19 protein-coding genes and 1 other RNA gene are annotated in these 19012 nt (G+C 38.1%); 7 read left to right on the top strand and 13 right to left on the bottom strand.

Annotation, left to right across the window (positions count from 1 at the left end; translation table 11 throughout):
• Nucleotides 1–38 precede the first annotated feature (38 nt).
• Together J2S10_RS00700 and dnaE are read right to left on the bottom strand one after the other, a co-directional pair.
• Nucleotides 39–1277 carry an NAD(P)-dependent malic enzyme gene (locus J2S10_RS00700; protein ID WP_307403650.1) on the bottom strand — a complete coding sequence of 413 codons (1239 nt, stop codon included), beginning with the start codon at nt 1275–1277 and terminating at the stop codon, nt 39–41.
• Between the two features lie 128 nt (nt 1278–1405).
• On the bottom strand, nt 1406–4768 hold the full coding sequence (gene dnaE / locus J2S10_RS00695; RefSeq protein ID WP_307403647.1) for a DNA polymerase III subunit alpha: 3363 nt from the start codon (nt 4766–4768) through the stop codon (nt 1406–1408).
• 226 nt (nt 4769–4994) lie between these two features.
• On the opposite strand from dnaE, the gene J2S10_RS00690 reads away from it, so the two are divergent.
• Nucleotides 4995–5333 carry a YtrH family sporulation protein gene (locus J2S10_RS00690; protein WP_307403645.1) on the top strand — a complete coding sequence of 113 codons (339 nt, stop codon included), beginning with the start codon at nt 4995–4997 and terminating at the stop codon, nt 5331–5333.
• On the top strand, nt 5330–5854 hold the full coding sequence (gene ytrI, locus J2S10_RS00685; protein WP_307403643.1) for a sporulation membrane protein YtrI: 525 nt from the start codon (nt 5330–5332) through the stop codon (nt 5852–5854). The genes J2S10_RS00690 and ytrI overlap by 4 nt, the downstream gene beginning before the upstream one ends.
• 26 nt (nt 5855–5880) lie before the next feature.
• Here the strand turns inward: ytrI and J2S10_RS00680 are convergent, their stop codons facing one another.
• Nucleotides 5881–6822 (bottom strand): DHH family phosphoesterase, encoded by a 942-nt coding sequence (locus J2S10_RS00680; protein ID WP_307403641.1) that lies wholly within the window; start codon nt 6820–6822, stop codon nt 5881–5883.
• 102 nt (nt 6823–6924) lie between these two features.
• Here J2S10_RS00680 and J2S10_RS00675 point away from each other — a divergent pair, with 102 nt between their 5' ends.
• On the top strand, nt 6925–7233 hold the full coding sequence (locus J2S10_RS00675; RefSeq protein ID WP_307403639.1) for a YtpI family protein: 309 nt from the start codon (nt 6925–6927) through the stop codon (nt 7231–7233).
• A gap of 45 nt (nt 7234–7278) precedes the next feature.
• Here J2S10_RS00675 and J2S10_RS00670 read toward each other — a convergent pair whose 3' ends face one another.
• The 3 genes from J2S10_RS00670 to J2S10_RS00660 form a co-directional block, all read right to left on the bottom strand.
• On the bottom strand, nt 7279–8598 hold the full coding sequence (locus J2S10_RS00670) for a CBS domain-containing protein (protein ID WP_307403637.1): 1320 nt from the start codon (nt 8596–8598) through the stop codon (nt 7279–7281).
• 91 nt (nt 8599–8689) lie between these two features.
• Entirely contained in the window at nt 8690–8926 is a 237-nt protein-coding gene (locus J2S10_RS00665) for a hypothetical protein (RefSeq protein ID WP_307403635.1), read from the bottom strand.
• Between the two features lie 81 nt (nt 8927–9007).
• Complete coding sequence (locus J2S10_RS00660) at nt 9008–9688, bottom strand: metal-dependent hydrolase (protein WP_307403633.1); 681 nt, start codon at nt 9686–9688, stop codon at nt 9008–9010.
• Nucleotides 9689–9884: 196 nt separating this feature from the next.
• Between J2S10_RS00660 and J2S10_RS00655 the strand changes: the two genes are divergently transcribed.
• Nucleotides 9885–10982 carry a M24 family metallopeptidase gene (locus tag J2S10_RS00655; protein ID WP_307403631.1) on the top strand — a complete coding sequence of 366 codons (1098 nt, stop codon included), beginning with the start codon at nt 9885–9887 and terminating at the stop codon, nt 10980–10982.
• A 63-nt stretch (nt 10983–11045) separates the two neighbouring features.
• A non-coding RNA gene (gene ssrS, locus J2S10_RS00650) (6S RNA) lies at nt 11046–11241 on the top strand.
• 94 nt (nt 11242–11335) lie between these two features.
• Here ssrS and ald read toward each other — a convergent pair.
• The 3 genes from ald to J2S10_RS00635 form a co-directional block, all read right to left on the bottom strand.
• Nucleotides 11336–12457, bottom strand: coding sequence for an alanine dehydrogenase (ald, locus tag J2S10_RS00645; protein ID WP_307403629.1), 1122 nt, complete (start codon nt 12455–12457; stop codon nt 11336–11338).
• Nucleotides 12458–12605: 148 nt separating this feature from the next.
• Nucleotides 12606–12995 (bottom strand): hypothetical protein, encoded by a 390-nt coding sequence (locus tag J2S10_RS00640; RefSeq protein WP_307403628.1) that lies wholly within the window; start codon nt 12993–12995, stop codon nt 12606–12608.
• Between the two features lie 174 nt (nt 12996–13169).
• Nucleotides 13170–13325 carry a hypothetical protein gene (locus tag J2S10_RS00635; RefSeq protein WP_307403626.1) on the bottom strand — a complete coding sequence of 52 codons (156 nt, stop codon included), beginning with the start codon at nt 13323–13325 and terminating at the stop codon, nt 13170–13172.
• A gap of 105 nt (nt 13326–13430) precedes the next feature.
• Here J2S10_RS00635 and J2S10_RS00630 point away from each other — a divergent pair, with 105 nt between their 5' ends.
• Both J2S10_RS00630 and J2S10_RS00625 read left to right on the top strand, forming a co-directional pair.
• On the top strand, nt 13431–13877 hold the full coding sequence (locus J2S10_RS00630; RefSeq protein ID WP_307403624.1) for a universal stress protein: 447 nt from the start codon (nt 13431–13433) through the stop codon (nt 13875–13877).
• A gap of 163 nt (nt 13878–14040) precedes the next feature.
• Nucleotides 14041–14355, top strand: coding sequence for a hypothetical protein (locus J2S10_RS00625; RefSeq protein WP_307403622.1), 315 nt, complete (start codon nt 14041–14043; stop codon nt 14353–14355).
• A gap of 48 nt (nt 14356–14403) precedes the next feature.
• On the opposite strand, the gene J2S10_RS00620 is transcribed toward J2S10_RS00625, so the two are convergent.
• The 4 genes from J2S10_RS00620 to J2S10_RS00605 form a co-directional block, all read right to left on the bottom strand.
• Nucleotides 14404–14916 (bottom strand): MogA/MoaB family molybdenum cofactor biosynthesis protein, encoded by a 513-nt coding sequence (locus tag J2S10_RS00620; RefSeq protein WP_307403619.1) that lies wholly within the window; start codon nt 14914–14916, stop codon nt 14404–14406.
• A complete protein-coding gene (locus J2S10_RS00615; RefSeq protein ID WP_307403617.1) occupies nt 14909–15754 on the bottom strand; it encodes an EcsC family protein in 846 nt (281 codons plus the stop codon). The genes J2S10_RS00620 and J2S10_RS00615 overlap by 8 nt, the downstream gene beginning before the upstream one ends.
• A gap of 234 nt (nt 15755–15988) precedes the next feature.
• A complete protein-coding gene (locus J2S10_RS00610) occupies nt 15989–17233 on the bottom strand; it encodes an ATP-binding protein (protein ID WP_370876136.1) in 1245 nt (414 codons plus the stop codon).
• Nucleotides 17234–17596: 363 nt separating this feature from the next.
• Nucleotides 17597–18787 carry an acetate kinase gene (locus J2S10_RS00605; RefSeq protein ID WP_307403613.1) on the bottom strand — a complete coding sequence of 397 codons (1191 nt, stop codon included), beginning with the start codon at nt 18785–18787 and terminating at the stop codon, nt 17597–17599.
• Between the last annotated feature and the right edge of the window lie 225 nt (nt 18788–19012).

Here is a 19012-nt window from a genome sequence, read left to right as displayed (position 1 = left end):
AATCTCAATATATACTTTGGTATTAGTCACTTACCGGATCACTCACTTTTACCGATAATAGCGAGCCTCATTGTTTTCTCTTTTACTTCTTCCGGGTCTACCTTTAACCGTGCTACACCCGTTTCCATAGCTGCTTTTGCCACTGCAGCAGCTACCTCCGGCGCCACTCTTGCATCAAATGGTCCCGGGATGACATAGTCTGCATTAAGTTCATTTTCATTTATTAAGCTGGCAATTGCTTCAACAGCAGCTACTTTCATTTTTTCGTTAATGTGTGTTGCGCGTACGTCAAGTGCTCCACGGAAGATTCCCGGAAAGGCAAGAACATTATTAACCTGATTAGGAAAATCAGATCGTCCTGTACCAACTACCTTAGCCCCGGCTGCTTTTGCTTCGTCAGGCATAATTTCAGGATCAGGGTTGGCCATTGCAAAAATAATGGAATCAGGATTCATTGATGCTACCATTTCCTTTGTTAATGCCCCCGCGACAGAAACTCCAATAAAGACATCGGCGCCCTTAATAACATCCGCAAGACTTCCTGTTAGGTTATCACGATTGGTATACTTCGCCACTTCAGACTTTACCGCATTCATCCCCTGAGGGCGTCCTTCGTAAATGGCACCTTTGGTATCACACATAATGATATCCCTTACACCGTAGCTATATAACAACTTGATAATAGCGATTCCTGCTGCTCCTGCACCGTTTGCTACTACTTTAATTTCAGTCATTTTCTTGCCGATAAGTTTTAATGCATTAACAAGACCAGCTACAGTTACAATAGCAGTTCCATGCTGGTCATCATGAAAGATTGGAATATTTGATTCCTTTTTTAATCTTTCTTCAATAACAAAGCAATTTGGAGCTGCGATATCTTCAAGATTTACCCCGCCAAAAGTAGGCTCCAGTAACTTTACAGTTTCAACAATTTTATCAACATCTGTTGTATTTAAACAAATTGGAAACGCATCCACACCGGCAAAGCTTTTAAATAATACGGCTTTACCCTCCATTACCGGCAACGCTGCTTCAGGTCCAATATTCCCAAGTCCAAGGACCGCTGTTCCATCAGAAACTACAGCCACCATATTCCCTTTCATGGTGTAATCGTATACTGTTTCAGGCTTTTCATAAATATCTTTACATGGTTCGGCAACACCTGGTGAATAAGCTAAGCTTAAATCCTTCGCATTTCGGACTTGTACTTTCGATTTTGATTCTAATTTTCCTTTGTTTATTCGGTGCATATGTAATGCTTCTTCACGTAAAGTCAAGATCGTCACCCCTCAAATTTTACAAGAAATTTAATGATAAATTCAACAATAATTGCCTTGACTAAAAGGGTGGTCAGACCACACTTGTCTCATTATCACTATAACATATCTTCGAAAGTTGTAAAGAATTATTCTTTTAGGACAACATTGTTTGAGCCAAGAAAATCTCTTAATATATGAAGCAATTTTACGTTTGGATTAATATTGTTCCCAGCCGCTAAGCGTACGGTTTTCCTGCTGCCCTCATAGTGTAAAACTACACCCGTAGTCCCTCTATTTTCTTTTAAAAGACGGTTTAATTGCTGTAACGATGTCTCATCCTGTTTATCCTCTTCTATTTTTAAATATAACACTGATTTTTTGACAGTCTTTGCTTTTAACCATGGTTCTATTTCGAAAACTTGTTGAATGATAAATTGGGGCTTCCCCTCACGTTCTTCCACTTTACCCTCAATTAAAGCAAATTTCCCCTGATCCAATAGGCTTGAATATTTTTTATATACATTTGGGAATGCCACCGCTTCCATATCTCCACTTGAATCACTGACAGTCATAAAAGCCATAGAATCCCCTTTTTTGGTCCGTATTTTTTTCATTGCCGTAATATAAATTCCTGTCGAAACCCACTTTAGGTCTTCACCCAAAGAAAATAAAAGATGGGCCCCGCTTTGTTTCAGTTCTTTCTCATAAATTGAAACCGGGTGGTCAGAAAGGTAAAAGCCAAGGGCTTCTTTTTCAAATAACAGCTTGTCCTCCAGCCTGATTGGGTCCACTTGAACATATTTTGGCTTGAGCACCATCTCTTCTTCAAATAAATCGAATTGGTTTGAGTCATTGGGTTTAAACAGCTGGGCATGCTCAAGTGCGACATCCAAACTGGCAAGCAGAACTGCACGATCTTCGCCAAACTCATCAAAGCTGCCTGAATGGACAAGCTGCTCAAGTGTTTTACGGTTAATTGCTTTAGAAGATACCCTTATGCAAAAATCAAATAGATCATCAAACCTCTTCTTTTTTCGCGCTTGAAAAATTTCCTTTAATGCAGCAGCACCAACGCTTTTAATCGCAGCAAGACTATAGCGTATGCCGCGTTGCTCTGCTAAAAATGAGTATCCGCTATTGTTAATTGAAGGTGGAAGAACTGAGATTTCCCTCTGTCTTGTTTCCATTACATATTGAGATATTTTCATTTCATTTCCAATGGCAGACGTTAGTAATCCTGCCATGAAATTTATTGGATAGTGAGCTTTTAAGTAAGCCAGTTGGTAGGAAATCATACTATAGGCAACTGCATGGCTCCGGTTAAAACCATAATTAGCAAATCGAACGATTAAATCATAAATATCATTTGCAAGCGATCGTTCATAACCTTTTTTTAAGGCTCCATGGACGAAGTGAGCCCGTTCACGATCGAGGGCTTCTTTTTGCTTTTTCCCTACTGCCCTTCTTAATAAATCTGCTTCACCAAGTGAGAAGCCTGACATGGCGGAAGCAATTTGCATGATCTGTTCTTGATAAACAATTACACCATAGGTATTTTCCAGGATTGGTTTTAAATCCGGATGCGGATAATCTACTTGCACACGGCCATGTTTCCGGTCAATAAACAGCGGGATATTCTCCATAGGACCCGGGCGATACAACGCATTAACAGCTACGATATCTTCAAAACGGGACGGCTTTAATCTGGTTAATACCTTACGCATCCCTTCCGATTCCAGCTGAAAGATTCCCGTGGTTTCACCCTTTGCTAACAATTCAAAGGTTTTGCCGTCTTCTAAAGGAATCGAGCGGATATCAACTTTCTTGCCGGTTTTACGATATACAGAAGATAAAATTGCTTCAATTAATGATAGATTTCTCAAACCAAGGAAATCCATTTTCAATAAGCCTATTTCTTCGAGATATTCCATGGAGTATTGAGTTAAATATACATGATTAGACCCTTGTTGAATTGGGATTAAATCGATTAGCTGTTTCTCGCTTAAGACCACGCCTGCTGCGTGAGTGGATGTATGTCTCGGCAAACCCTCAAGCTTTAAAGCCGTTTCATAAAGCTTTCGGTTTATTGGAATCTCATTAATAAAGGAACGAAGGCGCTCTGATTCATTGTAAGCATCAAGCAGGTTTATTCCCGGGCGCGCTGGGATTAGCCTGGATAAATGATCCAGTTCCTTTGAATTCAAACCAAATACTCTGCCAACATCTCTTAATGCGGCCTTAGTTGCAAGTGTCCCAAATGTGACGATTTGTGCAACATGTAATTCTCCGTACTTCTTAGCTACATATTCAATCACTTCATCACGGCGTTGGTCGGGAAAATCGATATCTATATCAGGCATGGAGATCCGTTCCGGGTTTAAAAACCGCTCAAATAATAAATTGTGTTCCAATGGGTCTACATCTGTAATAAACAAAACATATGCAACCAGTGACCCGGCTGCGGAGCCCCTGCCCGGCCCGGTTAAAATATTGTTTTCCCTGGCATATCTCATAAAATCCCAAACAATTAAAAAATAGTTGCTAAATTTCATTCGCTTGATTACTTCTAGTTCATATGACAAACGGTCCATGTATTCTTTTGAAAGAGAGGAAAAACGTTCACTTAACCCCTGCTTGCATAACGTTTCTAAATATTCTTCAGCGGGTATTCCGTTTTCTGTTGGGAATGAAGGTAAATAGGTTTTATTTAATTCAATGTTTACATTACATCTATCGGCGATTTGAAGAGTATTTTCTAATGCTTCTGGTAGTTCGGAGAAGCTTTCTGCCATGTCTTCTGCAGTTTTTAAATAAAATTCGTCACTTCCCAATTTTTCTCTATGCTCGTCCTGCAGTTTATCCCCATTTTTGATGGCTAACAAACATTCATGTGGAAACATATCCTCTTTTTCTAAATAATGAACCCGGTTGGTTGCAACAAGCGGCACATTTAATTCTTTCCCGATTAACTGAAATTGGTTACGAATGAATGTTTCCTGTTCGAGCTGATGATCTTGAATGGATAAATAAAAATTGCCGCTGCCAAAGATGAAGTCCAGCTTTTTAATAAGGTCTTTTGCAGAATCTTCTTTATCGGCTAAAAGATAAGATTCAATTTCCCCCTCCGTCCCTGGCGTAATGGCAATAAGTCCATCCGAATAATGCTTTAACCATTTTAATGGAATTCCGTTTGCTGCTTTCGTTTGAACTGCACTGGATATCTTTAAAAGATTTTTAAACCCCCGATTATTTTCTGCAAGTAATACTAGCGGGAAGGTTTTTGTTTCTGTTATTTCACTTTCAACATCCACCGTTAAACCAATAATGGGCTTAATATTGTTTTTCTTACATAGCTTATAAAATTCAATCGTTCCGTACATCACATTTTTGTCCGTTACCGCCAAAGCTGAAAATCCCTTTCTTTGAGCATTTTCAATCAGCTCTGGTACAGAAGCGGTACTTGTCAATAAACTATACGCACTATATACATGAAGGTGAATAAAAGACATTTTGTCACCCCTCTAAACTTGATCTTTATTATTAATTATAAAGTTAATTTCAAAAAAAGAAAGTATGTTCTCATAAGGAAAAGCGGAGGCGCCCGTTTAGCGAAGTACACTAGTCGCTGGGCACCGGAGCTGGACAATTCTCATATTCACAAAAACATAATCGGCATGCTAAGTCCATATAAATGATATATATGTTATTTGAATATGGGTAAGGGCGGTTGAAAGGATGAAGGATATTGGTTTTTTTCCTGCTTTTATTGAAAGCTATTTTATCGCATTAGGCGTTTTGCTTGGCGGGGCACTAATAGGAGGAATTGCCTCCTTCTTAACGGGACAACCCCCGCTTACCGCAGTCTACCGCTTGTCATCGGCACTAAGAATATGGGCAATTGTAGCAGCCATTGGAGGAACTTTCGATACCGTTTATAGCTTTGAGAAAGGATTATTCAATGCAGAAACGAAGGATATTTTCAAACAGATATTATTGATCCTTTCAGCTTTAGGAGGCGCACAGACAGGTGCACTGCTAATTAACTGGTTAACACAGGAGCATATTTCATCATGAGAATTCCCCCTTTTTATCGAAGACCTTCATGGCAGCGATTCTTTTCCGGTATGGCCATTGGCGGTGCCATTAGCTGGTGTATTTTTATATATATTTTTGGAGTCTTAGAGGAAAAGCACACAAAATTAATCGGAATTCAGAAACAAGAAATTAAGGACTTACATTCAGAAAAAAAAATTTGGCAGGATGAATATAAGGAGATGAATAAGCGGAACATTGAAAAGCTTACCATTCAGAAAATCAGTGTTAAAATTATTAACTCGGAAAGATATAAGCTCGATTCATTAAGTGTTCTGGAGACAGAGGACTCAGTTAAAGACGACATAAGTATGTTAATCGCAAAGGATATGGAAACAGCCTATAAAAGTAAAGGACTGATAAAAAAAATCATTGAAAACAAACCTGTAACAATTAATGATAAACGGTACAAGCTTACCATAAAGGAAATGGTTATCTATACTACATTATCTATTGAACTGGAAATACATTTTGAGGATGAAAAAACGGCTCTAAAGCAGTAGAGCCGTTCTTTATGTTTTAAAAATAATCAAGAATGGTTTTCGCAGACTTCACTAAGTTCCTTTAAAACATTGTCCACTTCGTCCCATGAATAAATCGAAGCACCGGCAGCTAAAGGATGACCGCCGCCATTAAATTTTCTCGCTACTCCGTTGATTACCGGGCCTTTAGAGCGTAGTCGCACTCTGATTTGATCCTTTTCCTCAATGAAAAAGACCCATGCTTTAATTCCTCTTACATCCCCCAATGTTCCAACGAGAAGGGATGCCTCAGGGGGGTTCGCATTAAACTCATCTAACAGTTTCTTAGAGAGAATAACGGAGCCCACACCGTTTTCTTGAAGCTCGAAATTTTGTAAAATATATCCGTTCAACTTAATGATATTTGGATTAAGTTCATACATTTTGTCAAACAGCTCATTGCGGGAAAAATTGTAATGAATCAATTCACCGGCATATAAAAAGGTTTTTTCTGATGTACTTGGAAATAGAAATCTACCCGTATCCCCAACAATTCCGCCAAACAACAACCTTGCACTTTCATCACTCATTTTCAGACCCTTATCTTTTCCTGATAAATAAAATTCGTAAATCATTTCACTGCACGAACTGGCACTCGTATCTACCCATAATAAGTCACCATATGGGTCTTCGTTTGGGTGATGATCGATTTTTATTAGCTTGTCCCCCAATGTATAGCGCTTGTCACAAATTCTTTCCTCATTAGCCGTATCACAGACAATAACTAAAGCTCCTTTATACACATCATCCTGAATGGAATCCAGCCGACGCATATAATTGAGAGAAGGTTCTTCTTGACCAACCGCAAATATCTTCTTATTCGGGAAGGATTCCTTTAAAATTTCAACCAGCCCGCCTTGTGAACCATAAGCATCCGGATCAGGACGAACGTGTCGATGAACAATGATTGTTTCATATTGTTTAATAGTTTCCAGTATTTTCTCTTTCATAACTTCTCCTTTATTAGCTGCTTGTTTTTTAACCTAATGTGGCTTTTTGCAATCATTACATGTAAAATAATTAAGAGATTTTTGATACATGGAGGAAGAAAAATGTCTGTACTTGTGGTATTGATTGTCGTTTTATTTGCTTTCTATTTATTCTATAAGACAAAATACATCCGAAGCAACCGTCCGGTTGAAAAAAAATGGCTCTCTGCAAAATCCAGTATTGCACTTGGGTTATTTGTCAGTATATTCGGGATTAATATATTATTCATTTCCCAATTAATGATGACGTATATTGTAGCAGCATTATTTATCATTTACGGTGGTTTTTTTACCTGGATCGGTTTCAAAAAATACAAACATTACCTTCCCTTTGCAATCCAGGAAGCCGAATTGTATGAGGCACAAAAATAATAACTTGAGCCGCTTCACATATGGGAAGCGGCTTTCTTTATTCCATCAGTTTCGGTCTATCAGTTGACACATCATCATTGCTTTACCAACAAGAATTCCATCATTAAAGACTTCTACATCTACTTTCCCAAACTTCCGTCCTACTTCAAGCACCTTTGGAAAGATTTCTAAAGTACTTTCCATTTGAACCGGTTTAATAAAATAGATTGTCATATTTTCAACGACAAGATCACCTTTTTTATAGCTTCTGAGTACCCGGTTGGCAGCATCAGATACGATTGTTGTAAATACACCGTAAGAGATGGTTCCAAGATGGTTTGTCATTTGAGGGGTAACCTCACAGGAGTATACTTCTTCGCCTTTTGCCCGCCCGCGCATTAGTACCATCTGATTGGTAACAATGTCATCAAGAGTCTCGCCTACCTGAGGCTGACGCTGGTTCATTTGCAAAGCCTTTAAAACATCCTGCCTGCTGATAATACCTTCTAATCGGTTAGAGTCATCTGCAACCGGAAGGACTTCAATGCCTTCCCAAACCATCATATGTGCCGTTGATGCGACACTTGTTTTGCCATTAACGGTCATTGGGTTTTTCGTCATAATCTTGTCGATGGAGGTGTCGGCATCCTGTCCCAAAATATCTTTTGACGTAACCATTCCTTGAATCTTCATATTTTGATCGACCACAGGATAACGGCTATGTGTTGTCTCTGTATTAAATTTATGCCATTTTAACACCTTATCGGACGTTTTTAAAAAAAAGGTATCCGTCAGGGGTGTTAAGATGTCTTCGACAAGAATAATTTCTTTTTTTATTAATTGGTCGTAAATTGCCCGGTTAATCATCGTTGCAACAGTAAAAGTATCATAGGAAGTAGAAATTACCGGCAGTTCTAACTTGTCTGCAAGTTTCTTTACATGATCTTCTGAATCAAAACCACCGGTAATAAGTACGGCAGCACCTGCTTTCAATGCAAGCTCGTGTGCTTGCGTCCGGTTTCCGACAATCAGAAGGTTACCTGCCTCTGTGTAACGCATCATTGCCTCTAATTTCATGGCCCCAATAACAAATTTATTCAAGGTTTTATGCAAACCGGTTCTTCCACCTAAAACCTGACCGTCTACAATATTTACGACTTCAGCAAATGTAAGCTTTTCAATATTTTCTTTTTTCTTCCGTTCAATTCGAATCGTACCGACTCTTTCAATGGTACTGACATATCCTTTATTTTCAGCTTCCTTGATGGCTCTATAGGCTGTCCCTTCACTTACGTTCATCGCCTTGGCGATTTGCCTGACGGAAATTTTTTCACCGATTGGGAGTTCATCAATGTATTGCAAGATTTGTTCATGCTTTGTAGCCAATAGCTTCACCCTTTATTTTCGAATTCCTAAATTTCATTATAAAGAGTTAAAAGCCTTGATACAATGCGGATTCTTTAATTGTCGTGAATAATCAATGAAATGAACGGGATTTCTTCTTTACTCTCTCTGATTGAACCTTTTGAATTGACTTTTTAGGACTATAAAGCAATCCGGTTAAATTCCCGGCGATTACAATCAGGGCAAAAGCCAGCCAGCACAGTGAAAAAATCCCTTGCGGACCTTCAGCTGTAACGGATAATCTTGGAACAGCAAAATAAAGCATGAATCCACAAAGCAATAAACATAGTAAATATCGGTTCTTTTTCAATTCTTTATCCTCCTTATTAAACTGCTTGTTTCATTTTTATGCGGAAGGAAGAAAAAAAAGTAGATAAAAACCCAAGAACATTTACAATTCTATAGCTTGACCTGGCTCTAGGATTTTCCCATTGCTATCTTCAAGCAAATCTATAAATTTAGTTGGATCCTGTTTAATCGGCGGGAATGTATTGTAGTGAATTGGCACAACCGTTTTTGAATTTAAGAGCTTTGCTGCATAAGCTGCATCCTCAGGGCCCATTGTAAAATTATCACCAATTGGTAAGAACGCCAGATCAATAGGGTGCCGTTCGCCAATCAGCTTCATATCTGAAAAAAGCGCCGTATCTCCCGCATGGTAGATCGTCTTCCCTTCATTCATAAACAGAATTCCCGCTGGCATGCCGCAATAAATGATCTCGTTATTTTCGGTGATGAAACTTGAGCCGTGGAATGCTTGTGTCAATTTAACCTTTCCAAATTCAAATTGATAGGCACCGCCAATATGCATAGCATGGGTGTTTACCCCTTGCCAGCTTAAGAAGGCAGAAAGTTCAGCATTCGCAACGACTAGTGCATTGTTCTTTTTCGCTAATTCCACTGTATCGCCCACATGGTCACCATGACCATGCGTTAATATAATCACATCTGGTTTAACATCCTCCACTTTAAGATCCGTCAACGAATTTCCGCTAATAAATGGATCAATTAAAATTGTTTTCCCATTCGTATTGATTTGGACAACGGAATGGCCGTGATATGAAACTTTCATTATAATAGCTCCTCTCAAAACGATTTGTTTAATTATTATTTCCATACAAATGATAGATTTCCTTCTTCCAATTATCTTATACCCAACAAATGGATACATTGCTTTTGTTAATGAAGTACAAGAGATAAGATTGTTTACAATTCAGGTTTAAATTGATAATCTCTTCATAGGATTTAATTTATTAGGGGGAGAAAATATGACTCAACGAGTTGAAAAGCTTCAAGCATGGATGAAGGAAAATGATATTGAAGTAAGCTTCGTTACCTCTTCTGAAAATGTATTTTATTTAAGCGGGTTTTATACCAATCCTCATGAAAGGTTACTCGCACTGGCGGTATTTCAAGAGAAAGATCCGTTTCTTGTTTGTCCTGGTATGGAAGTGCATGATGCAAAGCGTTCCGGCTGGGAACATGAAATCATCGGTTTTAGCGACATTGAAAATCCGTGGGACTTGGTTTCGAATTCCATTAATAAAAGAATTAATGGTGTATCTAAGGTTGCAATTGAAAAAGAACATATGAATGTGGAACGTTATGAACAGCTTACAACCTTATTCTCAGGTGCTGTATTTGTTTCAGCTGAAGAAAAATTAAGAAAGCTTCGGATGATTAAAGATGCAAAAGAATTAAAAATCATTGAAGAAGCCTGTGCTCTTGCAGATTATGCTGTTGAAGTGGGTGTAAGTGAAATTAAAGAAGGTAAAACGGAATTAGAAATTCTCTCGGCAATTGAATACGCTCTAAAGAAAAAAGGCGTATCCGAAATGTCATTTGCTACAATGGTCTTGACTGGAGCAAACGCGGCTTCCCCGCACGGGAATCCGGGATTAACAAGGGTTCAAAAAGGGGACTTGGTCTTATTTGATTTAGGAGTAGTTGTAGACCGGTATTGTTCTGATATCACTAGAACAGTTGCCTATGGAGACATTAACGATAAGCAAAAAGAAATTTATGATACTGTTTTAAAAGCCCAATTGGCATCATTAGAAGCAAGCAAGCCCGGAGCAACGGCAGCAGAAGTCGACCTTACTGCACGTAAAATTATCGCAGATGCAGGATACGGAGAATACTTCCCTCATCGTCTTGGTCATGGACTTGGAATTAGTGTTCACGAATATCCATCAATGACAGAAAAAAATCAACTGGTCTTAGAAGAAGGAATGGTTTATACGATTGAACCTGGTATTTACGTTCCGGAAGTTGCCGGTGTACGGATTGAAGACGATGTTTTCGTTACAGCCGATGGCGTAAAGATATTGACTAAGTTCCCTAAAGAACTTCAAATTGTCAAATAAATTTTTAGTTACTTTGGTTACTTTTGACATTGAATAAATAGGTTACATGCAGTATGATACTTATACAGGCTGCGTTGTACGTAATGATAATAAAGTTTTAACCTTTAAGCTGTAAAAGGGAGTTTTACTATCGAAACTGGAATGACAAGCCTCTGTCTATAAGACGTGGAGGACATGCAGAAAGGTTTCTGCGAACACCCACTTTGAGGAGTGGTGGTTTAAAACTTTCTTATATGTATACGGCAAATGCGGCTTCTTAAAATTAATGAATATTTAACCGGCTTCCATTGGAAGCCGGATTTCTCTTAGCAAAAAAGAGGAAGCGGATCCTGAAATCCACTTCCTCTTTTTGTTTATATTTTTTCCAGCAGTGTCCTTGTATCTAAGAATTCCAGACCGTGTGCTTCTGCTACTGCTTCATAGGTAACAAAGCCAGCGAGGGTATTAATACCTTTTAATAAGGCATCATTCGCCAGACATGCTTGCTTAAAGCCCTTATTGGCAATTTGTATGGCATATGGAACAGTGACGTTGGTTAAGGCAATCGTCGAGGTCCTTGGTACTGCTCCAGGCATGTTGGCAACAGCATAATGGACTACCCCATGCTTATGATAGGTTGGATTATCATGTGTGGTAATCCGATCAGTCGTATGAAATATTCCGCCTTGGTCGATCGCAATATCTACGACCACGCTTCCGGGTGTCATTGATTGTATCATCGCTTCGGTCACAAGTTTTGGTGCTTTGGCTCCAGGGATGAGAACAGCACCGATTACTAAATCTGATTCTTTAACTGCTTCTGCAATGTTATAAGGATTTGACATCAATGTTGTAACATCTGATCCGAAAATATCATCTAACTGACGAAGGCGATCCGGATTTAAATCAATAATGGTAACTTTAGCTCCTAAGCCAATTGCCATTTTTGCTGCATTTGTGCCTGCTACCCCGCCCCCGATAATGGTAACAATTCCTCTTTGTACACCGGGAACACCTGAAAGGAGTATGCCTTTCCCGCCATTGACTTTTTCAAGAAATTGGGCTCCTATTTGCGGAGCCATTCTGCCCGCCACTTCACTCATCGGTGTCAATAATGGCAAGGATTTATTTTGCAGCTGAACGGTTTCATATGCAATCCCCACCACTTTATTATCGATTAAAGCTTTTGTTAATTCAGGTTCCGGTGCCAGATGTAAATATGTAAATAAGATTAATCCTTCACGGAAATATTGATATTCACTCGGAAGCGGCTCCTTAACCTTCATGACCATTTCCATAGACCAGGCTTCTTCTGCTGTATCAACTATTTTTGCTCCTGCAGTTTCGTAATCCTCATTTTTGAATCCGGAACCAATCCCTGCTCCTTTTTCAATAAAAACGTCATGGCCAAAATGCAAGAGGTTAATAACCCCTGCTGGTGTCATAGCTACTCGATTTTCATTATTTTTTATCTCTTTCGGTACACCGATCCGCATGCGTTTTCCTCCTAGGAAAAATCAAAAATTAAATAAACAAAGGTAGTATTAATATATCCATATTTCCAAGAAAAGATGTTAAAATGAGTCCTACACTAAGATTCTAGAAAAGAGCTTTGCTGATGGCAAGGCTCTTTTTACAATCACTTTAATACCATGGGTAAGGATAAGGGTAATATGGGTCATATGGGTAATATGGGTCATAGTAGGGATACCCATAGCCATAGCCATAGCCCGGGGATAATAATGCCCCGGCTGCTAAACCAGTCAAGAACGGAAATCCGAAACCAAATCCAAACGGGCGACCAAAGCCAAAACCGAATGGTCGATGAAAACCTCCGAATCCAAATCCTGGTCTACCAAATCCACCAAAACCAAATCCTGGTCTGCCAAATCCACCGAAACCAAATCCCGGGCGGCCAAAGCCTCCGAAATGTCCGAAACCGCCAAAGTGCCCAAATCCTCCGAATCCCGGTCGAATCCTCTCATCAGTTGGATTTATAGCACCTAAATAATTAGGCATTACTTGCATATTCATTTTTCTCCTCCCCATTATATTTTTTACACATTAAAGAGTATGCACTGCAGAAAGGAAATTCTTGGGTAAATGCCCTCCTATCGCAAAATTCCCAAGACAATCGCACAAGGAATTTTTTCTAAACAAACAAAAAGACTGTCCGCTTGGGACAGCCTTCCATTTTATAAACAAAACCTAACCTTCTGTTTCAGTAAAATCTTCACTGTCAGCAAGTGCTGTTCCCTGACCAATATAGCCGCTATTATATGAATCCATTATTTGTTCTCTTACCTCATTTGTTCCTTGTTGATCAAACTCAAACGATTGTTTATTAGGATCACTTTTTTCCATCATGCCAATCTCCCTTCAATGTTAGTTACCTAGTTATTGTTCGAAAAATTGAAACACTTATGCATTTTTCAATACTGTATAATTAAGGTAAGGAGGGAGATTATCATGGGACTCAAATATCAAAATATTTTGGTCGCTATTGATGGCTCTAAAGAAGCAGAATGGGCATTTCAAAAGTCAATTGAAATCGCAAAAAGGAATAATGCCAAACTACTACTTGTCCATGTTATTGACACAAGAACGTTTTCAATGGTCGAAGCCTATGACCGTACCGTTGCGGAAAAGGCTGATGTATTCGCAACTGAATTACTGGAAAATTATCAAAATCTTGCTTTGGATGCAGGAGTGCCGGATGTACAATATGAAATTGAATTTGGTTCTCCAAAAGTAAGAATTCCTAAGGATATTGCAAAAAAACACAATGTAGATTTAATCATTTGCGGGGCAACAGGTATGAATGCAGTGGAGCGGTTCTTTATTGGAAGTGTCTCTGAACATATTACTCGATATGCTCCTTGTGACGTTCTTGTTATCCGCACTAGGAAGGTTTGATTAACAACTATTCAGGCACGCAGCATTGATGCTGCGTGTTTTTTAAAATATTTTCACCGCCCTATATCTTTAAGTCCATTTTGTCTACCACTTGAAATTTGTCGTGAAAGGTCAATTAATGTGTAGTAAAATAAAAATCATAACACGTCTTGGAGGCATTTTTATGAAAGAACATTTTTCTTTCGATCAGCGGCTTGGAATCCATCTGCCTGAATTAACCGTCGAATGGGACCAATACTCTAAACAAACACAGCAAGAGATTCTCTTTTATTGGGAGCAAGTTCGCGGCTCTATTCCAGACCGAATAGCAGAACTTGAAAAGATAATTAATCAAAAACAAGCGCAGCTTTCAAATGAAAGCGACTTCCCACGCTCTTGTATACTTAACTCTGAAATCGCAGAACTTGCCTCGATTATCAATGATTTATGGATTTGGTACCGAGCGAACCAAACTATTTCAGCAAAAGCGCACCATTAACTAGACGAGGCAGACTCTCCTATTGAGTCTACCTCGTTTTTCTATTGATTATAAATCTTTTTTTAGTTCTCTGACCACATGCCCAATCTCAGGTAAGATTAATTTATTCATCGCCAGCTTAACGGCCCCGGTAGACCCTGGGGTAGAAAATACCGCTTTATCTCTGACTACACCCGCAATCGCCCTTGAAAGAATAGCAGCAGAGCCGATATCTTCATGATAGCTTAGCATTCTAAATATTTCTCCAAAACCGACAATTTCCTTTTCAAGGAGGGATTGGACAGATTCAATCGTTACATCACGTTTCGCTATTCCCGTGCCGCCATTCGTTAGGATAACATCAATATCCTCCCGATTGCACCCTTTTCTTATCTCAGATTGAATAGGGATCGTTTCGTCTTTAACGACCACATAGTCGACAACCTTATGACCTGCTGTTTCAAGCAAATCAATCATCAACCTACCGCTTTTGTCCGTTTCCCGGTCTCTCGTATCACTGACCGTAATCACCTTACAATTCACAATCTTTTGTGCTTCTTTTTTATGCTCTTGGCTACTCATTCGGATGCTCCCTTTTTTCTTTAAGATAGCGAAGTTGATAATATTTATTGGCCAAATCCGTCACTTTTCTTGTTAATTGATAATTTGCCCCTGCCCCAATGGCCATGCTGACAATTGGAATACCTTGAATGGCCTTTTTTCGGAACAATGTAATAACCATAGCTTTTAAGATTTGTTGGATCGGTTGTTCCAACCAAGTAATATCAGTTATTTCTTCTTTTCCTTCATAAAAATAATGATCTCCATCTCCATCCATTTCATCAATCAGGGTAACCCAGCCCTCTTTTTGAATTCTTGGCGGTAATGTAGCTATATGAAAAACCTTAAGAGAGGTCATCATTTCAAATGGCGAATTTACCTCAAAGCCGTATGTCATAGCGATTAATTGAACCACTCTTATATTAATGACCGCCATTGCCGGAATATCGCTGCCTAAAAGAAGGGTACCGCCTGTTCCGGCTAAACCGCCCTGTGCAAATGAATAAAACCTGTGTCTTGCTATTTGCTGCTGTGCTATGTATTGTAATTGATCAATGTCCAGTTGTTTTAAATCGTCAATTTTTTCTAAATCCTTCTTAAAGATTCTTCCTGATGTAAGAATTCTTTCCTTTGCATTCATTTGAAGCTGAGAGCCCTGGATGATACCATGTAAATGAAAAAGCCAGCTATCAATAAGGGAAAAAAACTGCTTTTGAATTTTATAAGGTAACAGCGAAAAAGATCGTTCTAAATATTTTTCATACGTTAATTGAAAATCATTTGCGTCGTAACTTAATAAATTCTTTTCCCAATCCCGTATTTCATTCAAAACCTTGCTTTCACGCTCTGACAATCGCATGACTGTATCCCTCCGTTCAGCTACTCTTCTTTAAGTATAGCATAAAGCATTGGATGGATTAAAAACGGAAATTTGCAGGGTTAGAAAATAAAAAAAGCCGGCCCTTATGTAAAAAGGGTAAGCCTCTTGATGTTTTTTATTAATTTTATTAAACGAACAACGTCACGAGCAATCATTACCACTTCGTTTGGTTAATCATTTAATTTAAAATCTATAGCCATTATTTTACTAACCCTAGATATTTAGTGGAAAAGCCAGTGTAATCCGTGTTCCTTTCCCCTGTTCACTTTCAATATTTATTGATCCATTCATGCTTTCGATAATACGAAATACAACCATCATACCAAGTCCTGTACCTTTTGTTTCTTTTGTTGAAAAGTAAGGCTCTCCAAGACGATTTCTTTGCAAATCATTCATCCCTACCCCATTATCAGTTATGGTAACTTTAGCAAGAGTTTTCTCTACAGTCCCTGCAATTGAAAGAGTACCACCTGAAGGCATTGCTTCAATCCCATTTTTCAAAAGGTTTACAAGCACTTGTTGGAACAATCCGGCATTTCCTTTAATATAGCAAGATTCTAACTCTGACGATAATTCAACAATGTTCATGTTGGCAAAAGGTACAATGATATTTATTGCTCTCTCGATTTCTTTTTTTAAATTTAGGCTTTCAATTTCTTCTGTTGTAGGTTTTGCAAAAGTAAGGTAATCCCGTATGATCCTTTCCGCTTGATCCAGTTCCTGAATGGCAACTGTTAAGTAACCTTTCTCAGCTTCAGGAATTGCTTTTGATTCATTTAGTAATTGTAAAAATCCACGTGTAGTAGTCAATGGATTTCGGATTTCATGAGAAATACTCGCAGCCAAATGACTAACCACTTCTACTTTCTCCATTCGGATAATTTTGTAGAGAAGCGATTGTTTTTCCTTATTAGATTCCATAATATAAACAATTAAAAGTATGCCCAATGTTTGAATTAAAATATAAGAAAAAAATAACTCAATTGTAATCGGGACATGAAATAAAAATTTAACCCCCACAATTATCCAAGTTGACATAAATAACATTAATACACCTGATACCATAATCTTTTTTACCATTGGTAAATTATTATAAAAAGGTTTAAGTTTAGTAGTAATTAGAAAAAAAATAAGAAGGCTTACACAGGAAAACCACGAAACTTCTAATCCATGCATAAGTCGTAAACAGATAATTAAAAAGGTAAGCCACATGCTGGTTATCCTATGTGAATACAAACAACCTAGTATAAATGGAATAAAGCGTAAATTAAAAATTACCCCGCCATTAGTATTAAATGGATACAGCATACAGAGTACAACGGTTGCAGAAAGAGACAAACCCATAACTATTTCAGTAACTAATCGATTCTGGTGAAGCCTGTTCAACCAAAATTGAAATATAAGTAATAATATAAGAATGCCTATGAGATTTATAAGAAAATGTGAAGTGCTTGTCATTTGGAATCCTCTTCAATAAATATATTAATATTGGAATAGTAATAATTATAACAATATCACTATGAAATAAGAAGGACACAATTGACGAAAATATCAAAAAAAGAGTGGACAATATTAGCCACTTCTTTACATCTCTCAAGACGTAAAAGAGGGTACAGATGAGTATCAATCAGCCGGTTTGTTTACAAGATATGCAGATGCTAATTGATTCGTATAACGTTTTGTTTTTCGATAAATTGGATTTTTAGACAAAACAAAAACGCAACCTCCCCATGCTAAATTAATAACATGAAAAAGATTGCGTTGATTTTTAGGCAATGATTTGTAATTCAACAACTTACCCAGTTAAGGTCACGAAAAAGCCTATAAATTAGCCTTTTCCATTACGTCACGAGCAATCATTACCTCTTCGTTTGTTGGGATGATCATTACTTTTACCGGTGAGTGCGGGTAGTTGATAAATGCTTCTTCGCCTCTGACTTTATTAAGAGCCGGATCCCAATAAACACCCATAAATTCAAGGCCTTTTAACACATTTTCCCTAATGACATCACTGTTTTCACCAATACCTGCTGTAAAAATAATCGCGTCAACTCCATACATACGGGAAGCGTACGACCCAATATATTTATGAATTCGATTTGCGAATACTTCCAATGCGAGCTTAGCTCGGTCATTTCCCTGCTTAGCTTGGATTTCTATATCCCTTAGGTCACTGGAGAACCCGGATACAGCTAACATACCGCTCTTTTTATTTAATACATCAAGTACTTCTTCAGCAGTTTGATTTGTTTTTTCCATAATATATGGAATAAGTGCAGGATCGATGTTTCCTGACCTAGTACCCATTGTCACACCAGCAAGCGGTGTAAAGCCCATGGATGTATCGATCGACTTTCCACCTTCTATTGCAGCAATACTTGCTCCATTTCCTAAGTGACAAGATATTAAACGAAGCTGTTCAACTGGACGGCCTAATAATTCAGCAGCACGCTGGGATACATATTTATGGGATGTCCCATGGAAGCCGTATTTCCGGATACCATATTTTTCGTAGTATTCATAAGGAAGACTATAAAGGAAAGAACTCTCAGGCATCGTTTGATGGAACGCTGTATCAAATACAGCAATCGCTGGAACATTGGGCAGAACGCTTTGGAATGCTTTAATTCCTGTAATATTTGCAGGGTTATGCAATGGCGCTAATTCAGATAATTCTTCAATTTTAGTTAATACATCATCCGTAATAAGAACGGAATCATTGAAAGCTTCTCCTCCATGCACAACACGGTGGCCAATTCCTTCAATTTCACTTAAGGATTGGATAATACCTAGAGTTGTAAGCTTGTCTAAAAGCAACTTAACTGCGATTTCGTGATCAGGAATGTCAATAATTTCCTGAACCTTTTCTCCGTTTACTGTAATATTAAAAATTGAATCATTTAACCCAATTCTTTCAATTAAACCTTTTGTAATGACTTCCTCACTCGGCATTTCAAATAATTGAAATTTTAAGGAAGAACTCCCGGCATTGATTGCAATGATTTTTGCCATTTTTCTAACTCTCCTTTTATATAACAACAATGATTGGTTAAGGATTTTAGTAATACAACTTTATTTTGCGCAAACGTCTATGTTTATTCCCTCAATTCCTCATTTAAACATTGTATATAATACATTTCAAGGAGTATTTTCATTGACAACGGTTTCAGTTAAATGTAATTCAATTCTAATATTTCGCAATATTTTTCATTTGAAATTTACCGGCATAAAATTGAA

This window comes from Neobacillus ginsengisoli (genome assembly GCF_030813055.1).
Note: the sequence above shows the minus strand (reverse complement) of the source record. Positions and strands in the feature narration are given on the sequence as shown.

Excerpts from the sequence above, each read along its gene's own strand:
- J2S10_RS00655 (WP_307403631.1), top strand. The coding sequence starts at position 9,885 with ATGACTCAACGAGTTGAAAAGCTTCAAGCATGGATGAAGGAAAATGAT.
- J2S10_RS00640 (WP_307403628.1), bottom strand. The coding sequence starts at position 12,995 with ATGAATATGCAAGTAATGCCTAATTATTTAGGTGCTATAAATCCAACT.
- J2S10_RS00635 (WP_307403626.1), bottom strand. The coding sequence starts at position 13,325 with ATGGAAAAAAGTGATCCTAATAAACAATCGTTTGAGTTTGATCAACAA.
- ald (WP_307403629.1), bottom strand. The coding sequence starts at position 12,457 with ATGCGGATCGGTGTACCGAAAGAGATAAAAAATAATGAAAATCGAGTA.
- J2S10_RS00620 (WP_307403619.1), bottom strand. The coding sequence starts at position 14,916 with ATGAGTAGCCAAGAGCATAAAAAAGAAGCACAAAAGATTGTGAATTGT.
- J2S10_RS00675 (WP_307403639.1), top strand. The coding sequence starts at position 6,925 with ATGTCTGTACTTGTGGTATTGATTGTCGTTTTATTTGCTTTCTATTTA.
- dnaE (WP_307403647.1), bottom strand. The coding sequence starts at position 4,768 with ATGTCTTTTATTCACCTTCATGTATATAGTGCGTATAGTTTATTGACA.
- J2S10_RS00625 (WP_307403622.1), top strand. The coding sequence starts at position 14,041 with ATGAAAGAACATTTTTCTTTCGATCAGCGGCTTGGAATCCATCTGCCT.
- J2S10_RS00610 (WP_370876136.1), bottom strand. The coding sequence starts at position 17,233 with ATGACAAGCACTTCACATTTTCTTATAAATCTCATAGGCATTCTTATA.
- J2S10_RS00680 (WP_307403641.1), bottom strand. The coding sequence starts at position 6,822 with ATGAAAGAGAAAATACTGGAAACTATTAAACAATATGAAACAATCATT.
- J2S10_RS00660 (WP_307403633.1), bottom strand. The coding sequence starts at position 9,688 with ATGAAAGTTTCATATCACGGCCATTCCGTTGTCCAAATCAATACGAAT.
- J2S10_RS00605 (WP_307403613.1), bottom strand. The coding sequence starts at position 18,787 with ATGGCAAAAATCATTGCAATCAATGCCGGGAGTTCTTCCTTAAAATTT.
- ytrI (WP_307403643.1), top strand. The coding sequence starts at position 5,330 with ATGAGAATTCCCCCTTTTTATCGAAGACCTTCATGGCAGCGATTCTTT.
- J2S10_RS00690 (WP_307403645.1), top strand. The coding sequence starts at position 4,995 with ATGAAGGATATTGGTTTTTTTCCTGCTTTTATTGAAAGCTATTTTATC.
- J2S10_RS00630 (WP_307403624.1), top strand. The coding sequence starts at position 13,431 with ATGGGACTCAAATATCAAAATATTTTGGTCGCTATTGATGGCTCTAAA.
- J2S10_RS00615 (WP_307403617.1), bottom strand. The coding sequence starts at position 15,754 with ATGCGATTGTCAGAGCGTGAAAGCAAGGTTTTGAATGAAATACGGGAT.